Below are 19,300 nucleotides of genomic sequence, written 5' to 3' on the forward strand. Positions count from 1 at the left end.
GATGTTTGTTTAAATTATAATCAGGTGGGGTGGTCATGTCTTTTAATAATAAACTAACTAGGTATTCGGGTTTTACATGCAGTTTATTAGTTTCTAGTATGTTTTTAACTGGGTGTAATAATGATAGTAAAGAAAATACGAATATAACGCCTGTTATTCCTCCTAAACCGCTGGAAGTCAATTTAGTACATATTAATGACAGTCATTCACATTTGGATGAGGAAAGTACTATATTAATGCTTGAAACTTCGATGGGTAAACGTGAAGAAATACAAGTCTCTAATGGTGGTTTTGCACGCGTTGCTGCGTTGATGAATACTTTGGCAAGCACTGAGAAGAATCCAATAAAAATTCATTCAGGTGATGCCATTACTGGGGACCTCTATTTTACTTTGAAAGAAGGTGAAGCAGAGGCAGATCTCATGAATAGTGTTTGTTTCGATACGTTAACGCTAGGTAATCATGAATTCGATAATACGGATGATGGCTTAAAAAAATTTATTGGATTCTTAAATGATAAAGGTAATTGTGAAAATAAAACCCAAGTCTTGAGTGCAAATGTCGAGTTTGGAAAAACTTCAGCACTATACCAAACTAACCTTGTTAAACCTTATACAGTTATGGAAAAAGAAGGGCAGAAAATTGCTTTAATTGGTTTAACGATTGCCAATAAAACTAAAAATGCTTCTCGACCAAATCAAGATACTGTATTTAATGATGAAGTAGTTACTGCACAAAAATATATTGATGAGCTAAAACAGCAAGGCATCAATAAAATTATTGTTCAATCTCATTTAGGGTACGGGTTAGAAAAAGATTTAGCCACTAAATTGTCAGGCGTTGATGTCATTGTTGGCGGAGATTCTCATACCTTGCTGGCAGATGCGAAACTTAAAAGTTACGGTATAAGCCCAGAGGGTGACTATCCCACTGTATTAAAAAATAAAGATGGTGATCAGGTCTGTGTTGTACAGGCATGGCAATATAGTTATGTCGTCGGACAACTCAAAGTCAACTTTGATGCCGATGGTAAAATTGAAGCATGTGCAGGAAAAGCCAATGTATTGATTGGCGATGATTTTAAACGTACAGCTAAAGATGCTCCAGCATTGATGAGTACGGAACTAGATTCTATTAAGCGAGATATTGAAAATAGTAACTCCTTACGTATTGTACAGCCTGATGCTATAGCTTTAAGTATTTTAGAACCGTATAAAGTCGCTAAAAACTTATTAGGCAAAGAAAAAGTTGCCATTGCTAATGATAATTTATGCTTACGTCGTGTTCCAGGAATGACCAAAGATACATCACGTTCTAGTTTAGGTGATGTCTGCAATAAAGCAGATTTTATTAATCAGCATGGGGGTGATGTACAGCAGCTGGTTGCCGAAGCATTTCTACAGCAAGGTAAAAAATATTTTAATGCAGATATTTCAATCCAAAACGGAGGAGGGGTAAGGGTAGATCTGCCTCAAGGTGATATTACGGTAGAGAAAATTTATACAGTGCTGCCATTCAAAAATACCTTAGTACAATTAAATGCAACTGGCCAAGAAATTAAAGCAGTGCTGGAAGATGCCATGGATGCTGTTACGAGTAATAACACAGGCAGTTATCCATATGCGGGTGGACTACAATGGGATGTAGATTTAACTAAGGCAAAGGGTCAGCGTTTATCCAATTTAAAGGTTCGAAATGCACAAGGTCAATATCAGCCATTAAATATGAATCAGACCTATCAAGTAATTACCATCAACTTTCTGGCTGATGGTCAGGACTTTTACACAAGCTTTAAAGACATTACTGGTGAGCGTCGTATAGATGTGGGATTAGATTATGCAGAAGCATTTTTGCAGTATGTAGAAGGGTTACCTGGTGAAAAAGGGCAAAAGGCCTTGTCCCGATTGCCAGTTGAGCAATACAGCACGCAAAATTATAAAGAATAAAAAGGATTTATTGATAAAAGATAAAAATTTTGGCTCAGACCGATCCATAGTTTTAAAAAAAAGAAGCTCCATTGAGCTTCTTTTTTTTAAAACTATGGATTAGAGAAATATTACTTTTTAAATTTTCATTCAAATTAATTTAAAAGGGGAAATAACTATTCCGATTCGTAAAGCGTATATTTGGTCTATATAGTACAATGGAAGTTGATTACATAGTTTTTGCTGGAAAATCTAAGGTTTGTCGTAATTTTTTGAAAGACGTTAAGTGATATTTAAGAATCAAATAAACTATTTTCATCATAGTGAAATAATTTGATTTTATATTTAGTGCAAATAAATAATACTGAATAATTAGTGATACAGCGCAAATTGATCTGTTTAATTTGGGAGAGTTAAACAGATTTTTTTCTTGAAAAAAATATCTAATCCCTAGCCGAAATTGTTACGGCACTAACAGCCCCGTCAAGTTATTGAGCGGGGTTTTTCTTTTCTTATTGGTGGTACACATGGATGCAGTCAATGCAAAGAGAACCTTAAATAAATTACACAATGAGTGAAAGAGATATGAAAACTTTGAACCGACATTTATAAACAGCTAACAGGTGATCACTATTGATGATAATGATGCCTAGAGAGATGGATCCGTAAATTTGAACAACTCCTATAAGTGATATTCTGCTCCTCAAATGATGTTATAAACATCAATATATGGAGTATTTTATGGCACGTAGACCAAGAAGAAATCATTCAAATGATTTTAAAGCTAAGGTAGCACTTGCTGCGATTAAAGCAGAAAAAACACTTGCTGAATTGAGTGCTGAATTTGATGTTCATCAAAACCAAATTATTGACTGGAAAAATCAATTGATCTCAGCTTCCTCGCAAGCTTTCGATCAATCAAAAGCTCCATCAGAACCCCCCATTGATCTTAAAAAGTTACATGCAAAAATCGGTGAGCAGGCATTAGAAATTGATTTTTTAGAAGGTGTGTTGAAGAAACTGGGCCGCTTCAACCACAAAAGTTAATCGATCACTCACTTCAGATTTCAGTATCTAAACAAGCTAAGTTACTGAAAGTCTCCCGTGGTTGTTATTATTATCGCCCAAAACCTGTTAGCTCATCAGATCTGAAGCTGATGCGATGTATTGATGAATTACATATGCAATATCCTTTTGCAGGCAGTCGTATGATGCGTGATTTGTTGAATCGTCAAGGGCATCATATAGGACGACGTCATACACGTACTTTAATGAAGAAAATGGGTATTCAGGCGTTATATTGCAAACCAAATTTAAGCCAGGCTAATCAAGCTCACCGTAAATATCCATATCTGCTCAAAGGGTTGGCTATTCTGCGCAGTAATCAAGTGTGGTCTACGGATATAACGTATATTCCTATGGCAAAAGGCTTTGTTTATTTATGTGCTGTGATTGATTGGCATAGCCGCAAGGTACTTGCGCATAGGGTATCGATTAGTATGGATGTGGATTTTTGTATTTCGGTTTTAAATGAAGCGATTGAAAAATATGGATCACCTGAAATATTGAATACAGACCAAGGCAGTCAGTTCACCAGTGATGCATTTATTGATGTATTGAAATCAAATGGCATTCAAATCAGTATGGATGGTAAAGGTCGATGGGTAGATAATGTGATGGTTGAACGATTATGGCGGAGCGTTAAATATGAAGAGGTGTATCTCAAAGCTTATAGCAGTGTCACAGATGCGAAAAAGCAATTAAGTGCATATTTTGAGTTTTATAATTTGAAACGACCTCATTCGAGTCTAGACAAAATGACACCAAATGAGTTTTACTATGATCAGCTACCCCAACAAAACAAGGTGGCTTAACTAGAGCGGAATATCACTTATAAATACGCTTTTAGTTGTTCAAACAAGTGGGACCACCTCTCTAGTATTTACATGCCTATGAAGAATATTTAATCCAATATTAACCAGGAATATCTATTTAAATACAAATAGAACAGTGGGTTAATTTTTTAAAAAAGTCGCTCTTGGTGTAATACAGTCATAGGCTTATGTAGGGTAGCAGGTGATATGTCATCTAACTCATTAAGCTGAACAGATCGTGGGCGGCCAATACACGCTAAGCAAAACTAAAATTGCAGAGCATGACCATCTTTTACTGAATAGAGCTGCAGACGAGGAAAATCCTCTAGAGTCGATGGATATTTATCTATTGATGATTTTACTAATTTGAAAAGTTGAGGCTGTTGTTTAACATCTAACTTTTTTGCAAATCTTGTCCAAGTAAGTGCCAAAATTTGGCAGGAAATAAATCATTCAAATTATTTCACATTCAATAATTGATCCCACTTGAAGTAGTTTTGAGTTAGCCGATCTCTTGACATGTTCCAGGTTCTATTCGGTAACGTACTTGCTCCTAAAGCCAGCTTGGTTTTGCCAAACTTATGATGGATTTCCTCAAGTGAATCCATCAGGTTATTGTCTAAGCTTATTTGCTTCATGTCAGTGAACAGGTCATAAATATGGGAAGCTTTAGGCTCCAGGCACGTCAAGATCACGCCACATTTCTTAAAGGCAATATCTTTGGTATACAAGTCATCAATCATCGTGGTAGCAATTTTAGAGAACACTAACAGGTTGTCAGTAGGTTCTTGTAAAGTCACTGCAGCTGACTTGCTGTAATAAGGTCTATACGTGTCAAACGGGTTAGATTGTACGAAGCCAATTATATAACCACACAATAAATTTTCACCTCTTAAACGAGTAACTGCATCTTGCACATAGAGGCTCATAGCTTCTTTTAAGTCGTCAATATGGTAAATCCTTTGTCCAAAAGAACGGCTTGCAACAATCTGCTTTTTTGGTGCCCGCGTATGCTCTAGCTCTATACATGAAACACCCTGCAATTCCAGTAATGTCCTATGCATGACGATAGAAAACTGATCTCTGATCATCAGAGGCGAAGCCATAATGAAATCCATGACTGAGTGTATCCCCATGCTGTTGAGCTTTTGGCTGTGCTTCCTGCCAACTCCCCAGATTTCACTCACTTCTATAGCTTGGTACAGATCTTCAGCAGAGCAAGGATCCATTGAAACTAGGTTGCATACACCGTTCAGATAAACATTCTTTTTCGCAATGTGGTTTGCTAGTTTTGCTTCTGTCTTAGATCTGCCAATGCCAATACATACTGGTAAACCAAGCCAAGAAAAAATACGCTGACGAATGTGCTGGGTATAGTCAGTTAAGTCGTAATTTCCCGCATGGGCTGTCAGATCGAGAAAACATTCATCAATAGAGTAAATCTCCTGTTCTTTAGGAGAAACAAAGTCGGACAGGACTTTCATGAATCTGCGTGACATCTCTGCATACAGGGCATAATTGCTAGAAAGCACTTGGACCTGATGCTGTTCAACGATGTCCTTGATCTGAAATAGAGGAACACCCATCTTAATGCCTAGGTCCTTGGCCTCTTGAGAGCGGGCTACAGCGCAGCCATCATTATTAGACAGGACAATTACTGGTTTATCTTTTAGACCAGGGTTAAAGATGCGCTCACAACTCACATAGCAATTATTAATGTCTACTAAAGCGTAGATTTTCTGAGAATATATGGTCATTGGGCAGGAAACCAATAAAGAAATTAACGATTTCTAAATGACTTAATGACAAAAGTAACCACACCCCAAATCACCATTTCCTGGCCATCTTGCAGATGAATGTCTGAGCAATCTGGATTTTCAGCTTTAAGCCAACGATAATTATTTTCGATCATTAAGCGTTTTACAGTGAAATCATTGTCGATCAGTGCAATCACGATGTCTTCATGTTTGGCGTCAATACTTCGGTCTACAATCAGTTCATCATCAATCTCAATACCTGCATCTCGCATAGAAAGTGAAGCGACTTTCACCACAAAGGTTGCTGCTTCATTTCTAATCAAGTGTTCATTCATGTCTAGAGTTTTATCTACATAGTCTTGGGCAGGGGATGGAAAGCCAGCAGCGATTTTCTCAGCGGCTAAAGGAATTTTCATGTAGGTGGATGACTCTACAACAGAGATTGAAGCAATATCATTAAAGCACGGTGAACCGTACCGGGTTTGTCGGAGACCAAACTTTCTGAGATGAGACGCATTGCTTCTCAAGACGTAGCGAAGCGTAGTGATCCGATGAAAAAAGTAAAATATACCCCCTGAAATCAGATAGAGCGGTTCAATTAGAACTAAACCCAACTATCGCAACACTGAGCTCTGGAGAATCTCGTCGTTTCTTAATTGCGTCGTAATGATGATCATGAAGATAAAATCAAAAAATACAGATTTTTGTGTAAATCCTGAGTAGAATTCGACTTATTTTTTCTGCAGTAAAAAAGCATGGCTTCTCACTATGCTGCTTTGCAAGGACGTTTTATGCTCGCGCTAGATATACAACATGTTCGAATGAAACAACACGCCACTGATAAGGCACAAGCGTTGCAATGTCTAGTCGATATCTTAGTCGAAGACCAATTGGTTACACCTGATTATATTCATGGGTTGACCGTGCGCGAACAACAAAGTGCAACGTATTTAGGGCAAGGAATTGCCATTCCGCATGGGACGCCTCAGTCTCGCCAATGTATTTTAAAAACTGGTATTCGTCTGGCACACTTTCCTGAAGGAGTTGTTTGGGACGGTGAAAATAAAATTTATTTAGCAGTGGTGATTGCTGCGAAATCAGATGAGCATTTGCAAGTCTTACAAATTTTGACGCGAGCTTTAATTAATGATGTCGCTGATCAAGTGAAACAGGCTCAATCTGCAGAGCAAATTATCGCATTATTACAAGCCCAACCCGCATCTTTGGCATTGCATGAAAATTTAATCGCCACCCAAGTTCCCGCACTTGATGTAGAAGATTTAATTTGGCAGGCAACACAGTTGCTGAAACAGCAAAAAATGGTGGAGTGTGGTTTTCTGTCGGGTTTAAACCTAAACAGCATGATTCATTTAGGGGAGGGGGTCTGGTCGATCACTTCTAACCAGCATGTTTTGAGCCCAGCTGTAAGTTTGGTAAAAGCGGAACAGGTTTTAAGCCATCAGCAGGAAATGCTCAAGACTTTGGTGTGTATTGCCAGTAATGAGCAACTGGATATGCAACGGTTTCAACGGTTAATGGATATTTTGTTTGATACTGAACAAGTTCATACCCTCAACCAAGAGCAAGATAGTCACCAGTTGGCGCAGTTAATTGGTGCTGAACTGATTCCTGATTGGCCATCTCGTCGTATTGTCTTAGCTAACGCTCATGGTCTACATGCACGTCCCGCGACACACTTGGTCAATATGACCAAGAAATTTGCAGGGGATATTCTCGTTGCTGTAGATGAGGGGGCTTACGTTTCGGCAAAAAGTTTAACCAAATTATTAGCCATGGGGTGTCGTCGTGGTCAAACTCTGACTTTTATTGCACAACCCGATACCGATGCTGTAGCAGGCTTAGAACAGATTATTGATGCAGTTCAACAAGGTTTAGGAGAAGAAGTTGAAGCTGTTGACCTTGTATCTCATCAGCATAGCAGTAGTGCCCCAGTCGTAAATAATTTGGAATTAATGCCTTTTGAATCACATGGCGATACGGGTAGCTGCGGTATTGCGGCATCAACTGGCCTTGCTTTTGGTCCTGCACATGTGGTGAAGCCACATGAATTTAGTTATGAACGTCGCGGACAGAGTTTTAAAGCTGAGAATGAAAAGCTTGAAATTGCACTTCATCAGGTGAAAAATAACTTACGTCAATTCATTGCACATACTGAATCTACTGCCATTAAGCAGATATTCATGGCACATTTGGAAATGCTGGATGATCCAGACCTCCTCCAAAGTGTACAACGCGGTTTAAAGCAAGGGTTGTCTGCTGCAGCAGCTTGGCATGATCATATTGAAGTGGCTGCTACCGCACAGGCTGCACTTAGCGATCGTTTACTGGCAGAGCGTGCGGCTGATTTAAGGGATATTGGTGAGCGTGTTTTGGCTGCTTTGTGCGGTGTGGCCGATGTCACAGAACCCGAGCAACCTTATATCTTAATTATGCATGATGTTGGCCCGAGTGATGTAGCGCGTCTGAATAAAGATCGTGTTGCAGGCATTTTGACCGCGGTTGGTGGAGCGAGTGCCCATAGTGCTATTGTGGCACGTGCTCTGGCTATTCCAGCAGTCGTAGGTGCGGGTGTAGCTGTTTTAAATATTGAGAACCATGCCACAGTGCTAATTAATGGGGATAGTGGTGAGTATGTGGTCTCACCCGAGCAAAATCAGATTGATCATGCCATTGCAGAGCGCCAACGCCAGCGTGAGTTGCGAGAACAAGCGGAACAGCATTGTTTAGAACCTGCCATCACACTGGATCAACATCAAGTTGAAATCGCAGCCAATATTGGCAAAGTGGGCGCTACGATACAGGCTGTGGCCGATGGGGCAGAAGCAATTGGTTTGCTACGCACAGAATTGGTCTTTATGTCACACAGCAGTGCGCCTGATGAGGCTACACAGGAAGCCGATTATCGGGTGGTGTTAGATGCTTTGGCGGATCGTCCATTAGTGGTACGTACACTTGATGTGGGCGGGGACAAACCTTTGCCGTATTTGCCTATTGAAAAGGAAGAAAATCCATTCTTGGGCTTACGTGGTATTCGTCTGACTTTACGTAAGCCAGAGTTGTTACGTCAGCAATTGGTTGCTTTACTTAAAGCAGCAGATAATCGCCCATTAAGAATTATGTTTCCGATGATTGGGCGGGTTGAAGAATGGCGAGCGGCAAAAGCAATTTTGGATGAGGTTCGCATACAGCATCCATGTGAAAACTTACAAGTCGGTATTATGATTGAGGTTCCTGCGGCAGCATTGTTGGCTCCAATTCTTGCTCAAGAAGTTGATTTTTTTAGTATTGGAACCAATGACTTGACTCAATATACTCTGGCGATTGACCGTGGTCATCCACTGTTGTCTGCTGAAGCTGATGGTTTACATCCGAGTATTTTGTTATTGATTGATCAAACTGTTCGGGCAGCACATCAGCATGGTAAATGGGTGGGCATTTGTGGTGAATTGGCTGCTGATCCAAAAGCTGTGCCTGTATTGATAGGCTTGGGCGTGGATGAGTTGAGTATGTCGAGTACCAGTATTCCATTGGTGAAGGCGCAAATTCGTGGTTTGAACTATATAAATTGCCAACAGGTCGCTCAGCAAGCCTTAAGTTGTGACAGTGCAACTGCCGTACGTGCATTGGTGGAGTAATTACGAATGGCTAAGATATTAAGCATTACTCTGAATCCTGCAATTGACCTCACCGTGCAATTGGATCAACTAAAAGTTGGCGAGGTCAATCGTCAGTTAACGGCCCAAAGCCATGCAGCAGGTAAAGGCTTAAACGTGGCACAGGTCCTTAAGGATTTGGGACATGAACTGATTGTGAGTGGCTTTTTGGGGCAAGACAACCGTCAAATTTTTGACCATCATATCCAGCAAGAGCAATTTGATAACCAATTTATTTATGTTGCAGGTGAAACACGACAAAACATTAAAGTTGCAGAAGCTTCTGGTCAGATGACTGACATCAATGGCAAGGGCTTTTTTGTAGATACCTCAGCAAAACAACAACTATGTGAACGTTTATCTCAACTGATTTTAGAAGTTGATGTGATTGTGATTGCTGGCAGTTTGCCACAAGGGTTTTCTGCAGAAGAGCTTTCGACACTGATTCTATGGTTACAGTCTGCTGGTAAAAAAGTCGCAGTAGATACCAGTGGTGTTGCGTTGAAAGCAGCAATTGCTGCCCATCCTTGGTTGATTAAGCCTAATACAGATGAGTTGACGGAAACCTACCATTTGCCAGCAGAAACGTTTGCAGAACAGCAGCATCTTTTTGCCAGTTTAAATAGTCAGATCGAACATATTGTGGTCTCGATGGGTGAAAACGGAGTGAACTGGCTTCACCGCACGCAACCCCTGCATGCTACTGCACCGAAAGTCACCGTCCAAAGTACGGTGGGTGCGGGAGATTCCTTGCTGGCAGGTATGATTCATGGCTTGTTGAGTTCAACTTCCCCAGAAGAAACATTGAAAACAGCAACCGCAATTGCGAGCAACGCTGTGACCCAAATTGGGTTTGCCCTTCCAGACTTTGCTGTTATTGAAGATTTGAAATCGCAAATCTCAGTCCAATCATTGAGTTAATACGATGCAAGAGATAAAACATATTTTATTTGTGCCACATAGTCCCGAGCAGCCGATTAATGCAGTGATTTTGGCCAAAAAACTCTCCAAAGCAGCGACAGCACTTGGTATTTCCAATGATGTGGCGACATCAGTCGAGCATCTCGATTTATCAAATGTTATTGATACAGTTGTTTTTGTTGGACAGAAGTCGGTAGATGCGGATCAACTGCGTGACAAGGTTGTGAAAGTCATTGGTTTGAATAACGCACAACACGATGCGATCATGCTTTTGCAACAAGTTCTTGAGCATTCAGATGCTTTAGATGAAACTACTGCAGCCAATGTAGGGATTACACGGTTTGTCGCCATTACAGCATGTCCAACTGGTGTTGCGCATACGTTTATGGCGGCCGAAGCCTTACAACAGGGTGCAGTAAAGCACGGTTATCAGATTGATGTTGAAACCCAAGGATCGGTTGGGGCTAAAAATATTTTATCGGCAGAAAGTATTGCCAAAGCAGATGTGGTGATCTTAGCAACGGATATTGAGGTCAATACAGATCGCTTTGTAGGCAAACGTGTATATCGCTGCAGTACAGGATTTGCCCTTAAGCAAACGGATAAGACTTTTGCAAATGCAATTGCTGAGGCCAAAGTGCTTGAAACGGGTAAGCAAACAGCCACTAAGACAGAAAATGAAAACAAAGAAAAAACTGGAATTTATAAACACCTTTTAACAGGGGTATCTTTCATGCTGCCGATGGTGGTGGCGGGCGGTTTGATCATTGCCATCTCGTTTATGTTTGGCCTCAATCCTGTTGAAGGAAGCTTTGCCGCATCCTTAAAGCAAATAGGTGCTGCAGCATTTACTCTTATGGTACCTATGCTGGCAGGTTACATTGCTTATTCTATTGCGGATCGTCCGGGTTTAACTCCAGGTTTGATTGGCGGTTTACTTGCCACACAATTAGAGGCAGGCTTTCTCGGTGGATTAGTTGCAGGTTTTATTGCAGGTTATATTGCGTTATTTTTATCGAAGCAGCTTAAACTCCCAAGTAGCTTAGAAGCATTAAAACCAATATTGATTATTCCACTATTGGCCAGTTTAGCTGTTGGTTTAATCATGATTTATGTGGTTGGACAGCCTGTTGCACAATTGTTTGAATTACTCACACACTTCCTTGCCAATATGGGGACGACCAATGCCATGATCATGGGGATTATCCTTGGGAGTATGATGTGTATTGATGTTGGAGGGCCAATAAATAAAGCGGCTTATGCCTTTACGGTGGGCTTACTTACGTCACAAACATACGGACCGATGGCGATTACCATGGCTGCGGGTATGGTACCGCCATTGGGTATGGCAATTGCAACTTTTCTGGCAAAGTATAAATTTACCAAACCTGAGCAAGATGCAGGGAAGGCTGCTGTAGTTCTGGGCCTATGTTTCATTTCGGAAGGTGCTATTCCGTTTGCTGCCAAAGACCCGATTCGAGTGCTTCCATGCGCGATCGCAGGTGGTGCTGTAACTGGGGCTTTGGTTGCATTATTTAAATGTGAACTAGTCACTCCGCATGGCGGTGTAATGGTGCTGATCATTCCGAATGCGATGAATTATCCATTAAAATATTTATTGGCGATTGCGATTGGAAGTGTGGTGACTGGTGTAGCTTATGCCGTGATAAAACAACGGTTAGAATAAGCCCTTCATAGAAGCTTTGTGAAAGCTATTTAGTGCAATAAATGAATATTATGCTCAATCCAATTTGGATCAGTTGGAGAGTCTCTGCTTGAATTTGTCCAGGTAGTAGGTCATGAGCGATATTGCTGAACCGGATTGCAACCTTACAAATCGAGCCAATAATTTCATCAACTTCTTGGACACAAAGTTCCGCTTCCTGAGTACCAAGTTTCACAAGAGCTTGTCGAGGAATATTCAGTGCCTCACCCATGATATCCATTTGATGTGCAGGAAAGTTCTAAACCTCTACTGATCGCTTCTGCACTGTATTCAAAGGCGATTAATGGCCGACCTGTGATTGCGGTTGAGGAGACCAATGTACCCCAAAGCCAATATTCACCCCATCCATTGTAGTAAACATTAAGTTTTTGAGCATGGATTTATTTCCTTTTGATACGTTGGCGAGCACTACTGTTCTGAAATGACAGCTTTGTCCGTTATAATTGTATAAACATTTTTGGTTTCTGGTAATTATGTCCTCATTGATCAATTTTCTATCTCGCTTTAGTACTGCAACTCTTCAGCGCAGTCTGAGCTATGCTAAACACATTGATAGGGAAACGATTGAATTCTTTGAGGACAAAGACGGGGTTACGATGTATGCCCAAATTGAAGGGACAGATTATTACGATACTGCAATTACCTATAATCCCCAAAAAGACCGTTTAATCGATGACGATTGCACTTGTCCGGTTGGATATAACTGTAAACATGCTGCTGCTTTAGCGCGGTTATTCTTTCAAGAATATCGTCAGGAATTTCAGCAGCGTTATGCTGACTCTCAATCCCCGCAGGGAATCGCAAAACGCCAACGGGGGGATGATCAGGCGCAGCGCTGGTTGAATGATTTTAAACGGTATTTACAACAGACTGAACCAGAGCAATCTGTCAAAACAAACAATTATTTAATTTACCTGCTAGATCAGTCTGTCAGCTTAAAGAAATTGACAGTTGATGTTCAGAAGGCCAGACGCAATAAAAATGGCTCAATTGCGGGGGAAAGTTATTATACCCAATATGAAAATATCACCAGAAAGCATCTGACTTTACCTGAACAAAAACGACAATTATTTAACCAGATTTATTATTATGCCAAAATAAACAGTGACGAACGCTTTTATCAAAGCAATCTCGATATCTCCAGCATTTTATTGGAGCATTTCAAATCTTTTATTCAAAGTGGCGATGTGTACTGGCAAAAAAAGAGCCATACTGCACTTCAATGGTCAGAACAAGGCTACAACATCGAATTTAGATGGGAACAAGGGGCTAAACAACAGACAGAGCATTTAAACATTGAATTGGTCAATGGTGATATTCGACTCGATTTGAAATTAAATCCACATATTCAGATTCTCGCGAGCCAGCCACCGTGTTATGTGGATATTCAACAGAACACGGTGGGCCAGTTATATGGTGAATATACGGCAAATCTTCTGTACCATTTTTTACAGATGCCTGATCTTCCATCTATGCTCTTGCCAGAGTTTGAGAAACTGACTCATCAATATTCAGACGTGAAAAATCTACCTCAGCCCGAGTCTATTCAGCATATTGATGTCCTTGAGGGAAGTCCCCAGCCAATTTTACGCTTCGGTGTTTTAGATAAATTTGATTGGAAATGGGAAGAGTCTGTTTGTGCCGAAATTGAATTCTCCTATGTAGGCGGACGAATAAAAGCAGGTACATCAGGTGACAGTTTTATTGGTGAGCAGCATGGCAAAATGGTGCGACAGCTTCGGAACTTAGTTCAGGAACAACAGTCAATCCAGCGTTTACAGCTATTGGTCGAATCACTGAAGTGGGTGAAAGATCTTAATTATTACCAGCAATTAAAACTGGATAAACAACGTCTTGATTCTATGGTTTTTGCGTTCTATGGAGACTGGATCAAACAGCTGATGCCCATCAATCAAATTGAATTGATTGGATGGCAGATAGAGCATCTGGAACACAGCCCATTTAAGCTGCAATATGTTGAAAATTTAAATATTTCCATCACTGAATCTGAAAGCCAACAAGACTGGTTCAATATCGGGGCGACCGTTCAGGACAGTGCAGGCAATAGCTATGATTTACTCGATGCACTTGTGGCTTTGGTGAAAGAACAGCCTGATTTACTTGATCCACGGATTTTTGGTCATCTGAATGACAGTCACATTTTCACCCTGAAAACTGCAGCGGATCAACCAGATTTGGCTTTATCCGCAAAGGACATTAAGCCGGTATTGTTGCATCTGCAGAGCATTTTACAGCAAGAAGAGCGTAGCATAGATCGCTATGATGCGAGTCAACTATTAGAATTACAACATCATCTGGGGATGGTGTGGCAGGTCAGTAATCGCCTGCAGCAATTTGCGCAGAAATTCAAACAAGGCTATCAGCAACAACTGCCGACACCACAAGGTTTTCAGGGGGAATTACGTCCATACCAGCAGCAGGGCCTAGGCTGGTTACAGTTTTTAAGGGAAACCCAGCATGGCGGGATTCTGGCGGATGATATGGGTTTGGGTAAAACAGCACAAACTTTAGCCCACTTACTCATGGAAAAGCAGGCTGGTCATTTGCAGGACAGACCCGCCTTAATTGTTGCACCCACATCGCTGATGCATAACTGGTTCAAAGAAGCGGAAAAATTTACCCCTGAGCTCAAGGTACTGCTGCTACAAGGCCCCGACCGCCATCAGTATTTTGAGCAGATTTCACACTATGATATTGTGTTAACCACCTACCCGCTCTTGGCGAGAGATGAAGAGCAACTGAAGCAATATGAATATCATCAACTCATTCTGGATGAAGCGCAGAATATTAAAAATCCGCGTGCCAAAGCTGCACAGGTAGTACGGCAATTAACAGCGCGACATCGTCTATGTCTAACTGGTACACCTATGGAAAATCATTTGGGTGAGCTGTGGGCACTATTTTATTTTCTAATGCCAGGATTTTTATATTCACAAGAAATCTTTAATAAAAAGTACCGCTATCCTATTGAAAAACGCGGTGATCAGCAGTTAAGGCAAAAGTTGGTAAACCGCATTAAACCCTTTATTTTACGTCGCTTGAAAACTGACGTTGCCAAGGAATTGCCTGAAAAAACCACGATTGAAGTCAATATTGACATGAATGAGCAGCAATCCAAGCTATACGAGGCTGTTCGCGCCACGATGCAGGCAAATATTCAGAAAATTGTGGCAGAAAAAGGCTTTAAGCGTAGTCAAATCCAAATTTTAGATGCCTTGCTGAAGCTGCGTCAGGTCTGTTGTCATCCTAGCTTGCTGAAACTGGATTCAGTTAAAACCGGGCAGGCGTATTCTGCCAAACTTGAACAGTTGATGGATATGGTTGTTCCAATGGTGGAAGAGGGACGAAAAATTCTTATTTTCTCTCAGTTTACCTCAATGTTGGAACTGATTGAACAACAGCTCCATCACGCAGAAATTGGCTATGTGAAGCTGACTGGAAAGACCAAAAAGCGAGATGAAGTCATTACAGCATTTCAGTCTGGACAAGTGCCGGTATTTTTAATCAGTCTGAAAGCAGGAGGGGTTGGTCTGAATCTAACTGCCGCAGATACGGTCATTCACTATGATCCATGGTGGAACCCTGCTGCTGAAGATCAAGCTTCAGATCGTGCATGGCGGATTGGACAGGACAAGCCGGTATTTGTGTATAAGCTGATTACCAATAAAAGCATAGAAGAAAAAATTATTGCCTTGCAGCAGAATAAAGCAGAACTGGCACAGTCTATTCTAAGCACAGATCATGAGGGAGAAGTGAAACTGACGGAAAATGATGTGATGAAATTGTTTGAGAAATTTTAGCTTGGTTACAGGTTTCCTCTAATCATCTGTAAGTATCTGAAAGTCTGGATGCAATTTTTTCCAATGTTCTCTTAATTTTTCTTTATGAACAGAAAACATAGGTAAGTCTAGTAATAGCACTTGCCATACTGACCGTGCTTTGTCCATGATCGCGTGAAGTTGTTTTTCAATAACACGCCATGGAACACCGACTTTTTCAGCCCATTGTTCAAAGTGTTTCATCTCAGCTAAATACCAATCTTTATTTTTGGCAAGATTCAATGCGAAATGAAGCTCATTTTCAATATATACACTAGTCATCAATATATCGTATGCGGGAGATAATCTTGGTGTTCTTTTGTCCTGATAAATCATACTCCAGTTTTTTAAGTGTGCATCTCCATTGGCGAGCAAAATGTTGACAAGTAAGTGGCTGGCAACTTGCTGAATATCAAGAATTTTGTTATATGAAAATTGATAAATGATCTTTCCTATCTGCTCATAATTTGTGGTGCTGTATTTCTGCTGTGGATATGCACCGAAGATCTGAGCAAAGTCTTCGATGTGAATAAGCTCTGTAGTATCAGCAGTACTCTGTCTATCAAATCTTTTGATTGCAAAAGCATATTGCTCTTGGGGTAAATTTAATGGTGGAAGGTTTTGTAAGAGTGCCATATCCACCAAGCGAATCTCAGAGACATCTATTCCGACCATTTTGGCAAGGCTCATCATAGGATATTCATTTAGCGGAACAAAAGCATGTCTGGAAGAAGGAGTTTTGACAATCCAGTCCCCGTGTAGAGACGATTCCGTTGCCTGGACTAGTGTAAAACGCCCATCTTTGGCTTTCATGGAAAACTTCATTTGGACGCCGGCCAAGGAAAACTTATTATCTGTTCGGATCTCCTGTTTTAAGATCTGATCTGGATTAGAGATCTGCAGTTTGAATTTTATTTCATCTGGAATTTCTTCTGGATCTAATGGAGTCGCAATGAGTGCTCCAGGTAAATCATGACCTAAAGCTGCCAATAACTGAAATTCATTGTCTATATGTACTTTGAGGCTTTGTGCAATCAGTTCGCGTAATGCACCTTCTGGTAGCAAGTTTGATAGCAAGGGATGTAAACGCTGATGTGTAACATAGGTCTTTTCTAAAATCCTATCCACTTGAGGATACAAGGGGGAAGTCAGCAGGCTCAAGGTCGGGCGTTGCTGATCAGAGCGGAAGGAATCTGTAAAAACCAGAATATTTTTTCCGCTCTGAAATCCCGCCAAGTATCCAACGATACCGTGATGTAATGTTAATTTCAGGACGGCAACAGTATTCATGGTTCCTCTCCTCCGAGAAGACCCTTCCATGGGTTAGTCATTAAGTCATCCTGATCTTCAATAGTGACTTTAATTTCATCATTCAATAATTGTCTGATCAAATGAACCTTATCATCAGGAATGAGCATCAGTTGAGCATTTAATCCTGCCGCTATAATTTCTAAGGTCTCTAATCGAGGGTTGCCCTGACTTTCCAGTTTTTGGTACTGCTGTCTTGAAATGCCTGTACGGGATTGCATATCAACTTGCTTTAAGCCCAATTGGGTTCGTCTTTTTTTGATTTGCTGAAGTAAAGACTTATTCATTGTAGATACATTTATTGCTTTTAGGTCCTGTAAGAAACATATTAGTTTCTTTTTTTTGAAAAGCAATTTATGACTTTATCATTTCGATCTGTAAAAGCCCTAGCTACGTAGTGATCTGAAATCACTCTGAAAATACAGTTAAAATACGCGGTTCAATTTACCTTAATCTCCTTACGTAATTGGCAGCCAGATCTGAACTGTTGGCAACTCTCTGGCAAAATTTCCTGGCAGCTCTGCATTTAACTACCTAGCGCAATCTGATAATAAATAATAACAAACCCGCCGTGCAGTTAGCATACAGTAAGTAAAGGAATGGTTGACTGTGATCATAAAAATAGCATATCAAGCCGGAGGGAAACTAGACGGCTAAGTATAGTAATATCAATAGTTTTAATACTTTAGAAACATTAACCGTCGGTTCAGAACACTATCAGATTTTCAACCTGTCTAAATTGCAAGTGCAGTTAGGTGACCTGTCCCAACTACCAAAATCTTTAAAAGTCTTGCTGGAAAATTTACTACGTTTTGAAGATCAGCTCACGGTGAAAACCGAGCATATTCATGCCTTGGCAGGATGGCTTAACGATCGAACTTCAGAACAGGAAATCCAGTATCGTCCGGCACGGGTCCTGATGCAGGATTTTACCGGTGTTCCTGCAGTGGTTGATCTTGCTGCAATGCGTGCAGCAGTGGCCAAAGCCGGTGGTGATCCGGAAAAAATTAATCCGTTGTCACCGGTGGATTTAGTCATCGATCACTGGGTGATGGTCGATTACTTTGCTAGCCCGCAAGCTTTTGACTAGAATATCGCCATTGAGATGCAACGCAATGGCGAGCGCTACCAGTTTCTACGTTGGGGGCAGGCGGCGCTCAATCAGTTTCGCGTGGTGCCGCCAGGAACCGGAATTTGCCATCAGGTCAATCTGGAATATCTGGCACAAGTGGTCTGGAGCAATGAGGTCGATGGGCAGGGCTTTGCCTTTTCTGATACCTTATTCGGTACCGATTCACAATTTATTCATCATATTCTGAAAATATTTCTTCAATTTCATCCCACTGCGGCAATTTATGCTTTTTTTTATTCACTTCGAATTGTAAACCAACACCATCAAGCACACGTTCAAATATGTCAAATGAACCTGTAAAATGGCCATTTTCCATCTCTGAAATTGTTGTTTTATTGACTTGAGTTTTTTCTGCAAGGCTTTTCTGTGTATAGCCTAACCCTTTTCTTGCCAAACGTATTTCTTTACCTATTTCACCTCGTGTAGCCATTTTTTTCTCCCGAAATTTGTTAGCCATATAGCAAACTTTTAACTAATTATGGTTAATATTCGCTATATAGCAAACTTTTATAATGATTCTTGAATAGCTAAATTGAACTTATAAGATTCAATTTAGCCTCAAATTAGGTTAATAGAATCCATATATGTATGGTAGTTCTCAATAATGAGGCAGTTGTATACCTCTTGAGAAGAGAAACTTCTTATACCTTGAATTTGAATTATTAGACAAAATTATGACTTTTAATTTTCTGTGTAATGAAGCTTTATATATTCTTAATATTTACCCTGAAGCCGAAGTCCTTCGACTACGTTTAATACAGTAGCTAATCCCTGAGTAGTCTGAATCTGTTTTATCGGAATGCCTTTGGTTAGCTTATTTGGTGACTTCATAAAATGCTGCATCCATTTAGCCTCTCCACCTGTTAGAGCATCTAGTGATATCGCAATACGAATTAAAATAATTGCGAGTTCTCCTTGACTTGAATCGGGATCTAACTGAAGCGAATTTAAAGTTTCCACTGAATCTAAATTGATAACGATAGCAAGCTGGTCCAGTGTCAAACCAAGTTGTTTTGCAGATGATAAAACAGCTTTAGTTAATACCTTTTTTTGTTTTGCAATTTTTTCTGACGTTTTATGCATGACTGATCTCAGTTTCAGACGTTGCTGATACCTAGAGTTTATACTATTTGATTATCGTTTC

Annotated in this window: 12 protein-coding genes and 3 pseudogenes; 7 read left to right on the forward strand and 8 right to left on the reverse strand. The window is 40.4% G+C overall.

Annotated features, from left to right (window positions below; genetic code table 11):
- Positions 1 to 35: 35 nt before the first annotated feature.
- Positions 36 to 1,946 carry a bifunctional metallophosphatase/5'-nucleotidase gene (locus F897_RS03400; RefSeq protein ID WP_005105082.1) on the forward strand — a complete coding sequence of 637 codons (1,911 nt, stop codon included), beginning with the start codon at positions 36 to 38 and terminating at the stop codon, positions 1,944 to 1,946.
- Between the two features lie 708 nt (positions 1,947 to 2,654).
- Positions 2,655 to 3,799 (forward strand): IS3 family transposase gene (locus F897_RS16925; protein WP_122959111.1). Its coding sequence is split into 2 segments (ribosomal slippage): positions 2,655 to 2,919 and positions 2,919 to 3,799, totalling 1,146 coding nucleotides; the frame shifts between segments, so codons are not numbered across the junction.
- 149 nt (positions 3,800 to 3,948) lie between these two features.
- On the opposite strand, the pseudogene F897_RS18180 reads toward F897_RS16925, so the two are convergent.
- From F897_RS18180 to F897_RS03420, 3 genes and pseudogenes are all read right to left on the reverse strand, one after another.
- Positions 3,949 to 4,247: pseudogene (locus F897_RS18180) on the reverse strand (hypothetical protein); the annotation flags it as partial.
- A gap of 10 nt (positions 4,248 to 4,257) precedes the next feature.
- A complete protein-coding gene (locus tag F897_RS03415) occupies positions 4,258 to 5,556 on the reverse strand; it encodes a Y-family DNA polymerase (RefSeq protein ID WP_005108359.1) in 1,299 nt (432 codons plus the stop codon).
- Positions 5,557 to 5,579: 23 nt separating this feature from the next.
- Positions 5,580 to 6,083: a LexA family protein gene (locus F897_RS03420; protein WP_034580556.1), complete on the reverse strand. Its 504-nt coding sequence runs from the start codon at positions 6,081 to 6,083 to the stop codon at positions 5,580 to 5,582.
- A 264-nt stretch (positions 6,084 to 6,347) separates the two neighbouring features.
- Here F897_RS03420 and ptsP point away from each other — a divergent pair, with 264 nt between their 5' ends.
- The 3 genes from ptsP to F897_RS03435 are packed head-to-tail and all read left to right on the forward strand — an operon-like array spanning position 6,348 to position 11,838.
- Complete coding sequence (ptsP, locus tag F897_RS03425; RefSeq protein WP_005233291.1) at positions 6,348 to 9,212, forward strand: phosphoenolpyruvate--protein phosphotransferase; 2,865 nt, start codon at positions 6,348 to 6,350, stop codon at positions 9,210 to 9,212.
- Between the two features lie 6 nt (positions 9,213 to 9,218).
- Positions 9,219 to 10,151, forward strand: coding sequence for a 1-phosphofructokinase (pfkB, locus tag F897_RS03430; protein WP_004883949.1), 933 nt, complete (start codon positions 9,219 to 9,221; stop codon positions 10,149 to 10,151).
- A gap of 4 nt (positions 10,152 to 10,155) precedes the next feature.
- Positions 10,156 to 11,838, forward strand: coding sequence for a fructose-specific PTS transporter subunit EIIC (locus F897_RS03435; RefSeq protein WP_004883948.1), 1,683 nt, complete (start codon positions 10,156 to 10,158; stop codon positions 11,836 to 11,838).
- Positions 11,839 to 11,867: 29 nt separating this feature from the next.
- Here F897_RS03435 and F897_RS17885 read toward each other — a convergent pair.
- Positions 11,868 to 12,103: pseudogene (locus F897_RS17885) on the reverse strand (hypothetical protein); the annotation flags it as partial.
- Positions 12,104 to 12,350: 247 nt separating this feature from the next.
- Here F897_RS17885 and F897_RS03445 point away from each other — a divergent pair.
- Positions 12,351 to 15,698, forward strand: coding sequence for a DEAD/DEAH box helicase (locus F897_RS03445; RefSeq protein WP_005233294.1), 3,348 nt, complete (start codon positions 12,351 to 12,353; stop codon positions 15,696 to 15,698).
- A gap of 18 nt (positions 15,699 to 15,716) precedes the next feature.
- On the opposite strand, the gene F897_RS03450 is transcribed toward F897_RS03445, so the two are convergent.
- The gene (locus tag F897_RS03450) at positions 15,717 to 17,006 is read right to left on the reverse strand and encodes a type II toxin-antitoxin system HipA family toxin (RefSeq protein WP_005233296.1); all 1,290 of its coding nucleotides are present in this window, start codon (positions 17,004 to 17,006) and stop codon (positions 15,717 to 15,719) included.
- Positions 17,003 to 17,311, reverse strand: coding sequence for a helix-turn-helix transcriptional regulator (locus F897_RS03455; RefSeq protein WP_004282130.1), 309 nt, complete (start codon positions 17,309 to 17,311; stop codon positions 17,003 to 17,005). The genes F897_RS03450 and F897_RS03455 overlap by 4 nt, the downstream gene beginning before the upstream one ends.
- A gap of 380 nt (positions 17,312 to 17,691) precedes the next feature.
- On the opposite strand from F897_RS03455, the pseudogene F897_RS16940 reads away from it, so the two are divergent.
- Positions 17,692 to 18,321, forward strand: a pseudogene (locus tag F897_RS16940) (aconitase family protein); the annotation flags it as partial.
- A 4-nt stretch (positions 18,322 to 18,325) separates the two neighbouring features.
- Here F897_RS16940 and F897_RS17890 read toward each other — a convergent pair.
- Positions 18,326 to 18,586 (reverse strand): helix-turn-helix domain-containing protein, encoded by a 261-nt coding sequence (locus F897_RS17890; RefSeq protein ID WP_004647603.1) that lies wholly within the window; start codon positions 18,584 to 18,586, stop codon positions 18,326 to 18,328.
- Between the two features lie 284 nt (positions 18,587 to 18,870).
- Positions 18,871 to 19,239: an MbcA/ParS/Xre antitoxin family protein gene (locus F897_RS03470; protein ID WP_005233302.1), complete on the reverse strand. Its 369-nt coding sequence runs from the start codon at positions 19,237 to 19,239 to the stop codon at positions 18,871 to 18,873.
- Positions 19,240 to 19,300 lie beyond the last annotated feature (61 nt).

It is taken from the genome of Acinetobacter variabilis, assembly GCF_000369625.1.
Lineage (GTDB): Bacteria > Pseudomonadota > Gammaproteobacteria > Pseudomonadales > Moraxellaceae > Acinetobacter > Acinetobacter variabilis.